Source organism: Pseudogemmobacter sp. TB195 (assembly GCF_058313095.1).
In genome coordinates this window covers 1-521 of the sequence record NZ_JBZEGG010000229.1, presented here as the reverse complement: position 1 = coordinate 521, position 521 = coordinate 1, and the positions used below count along the sequence as shown (strand labels likewise).

Here is a 521-nt window from a genome sequence, read left to right as displayed (position 1 = left end):
CTGCTCGGCGATGATGCGGTTGGCGAGCTGCTCCGCCGACATTTCCAGCGAGAAGAAGCCAACGACGCCGCCGTTCACCGATTCCAGCACGCCGTCCTGACGCCGCTCCGCTTTCCACGCCTTGGCGACGTTGAAGGCGATATTGGTGACCAGCGAGGTTTTGCCCATGGCGGGGCGCCCGGCCAGGATGATGAGGTCGGAGCGTTACAGGCCGCCCATCTTCTGGTCGAGATCGGTGAGGCCGCAGGAAATGCCCGAGAGCTTGCCGGCGCGTTTGAAAGCGGCGGCGGCCATGTCGATGGCCTCTGTCAACGCGTTGCCGAAGGGCATGAAGCCGCCGTCGTACCGGCCGGTTTCCGCCAGCGCGTACAGCTTGCGCTCCGCTTCCTCGATCTGGTCGCGGGGCGAGGCTTCAACCGGCGCGTCGAAGGCCAGGTTGACCATGTCGCTGCCAACGGCGATCAGCTCGCGGCGGATGGCCAGGTCATAGATGGCGCGGCCGTAATGCTCGGCGTTGATGA

At 65.5% G+C, this 521-nt stretch carries 1 protein-coding gene and 1 pseudogene; both read right to left on the bottom strand.

The features are described 5' to 3' along the window. Nucleotides 1-189: DnaB-like helicase C-terminal domain-containing protein (locus AC4FS3_RS29515; RefSeq protein WP_491023498.1), on the bottom strand; the 189-nt coding region annotated here is incomplete at its 3' end. Between the two features lie 15 nt (nucleotides 190-204). Beyond that, nucleotides 205-521, bottom strand: a pseudogene (locus tag AC4FS3_RS29510) (replicative DNA helicase); the annotation flags it as partial.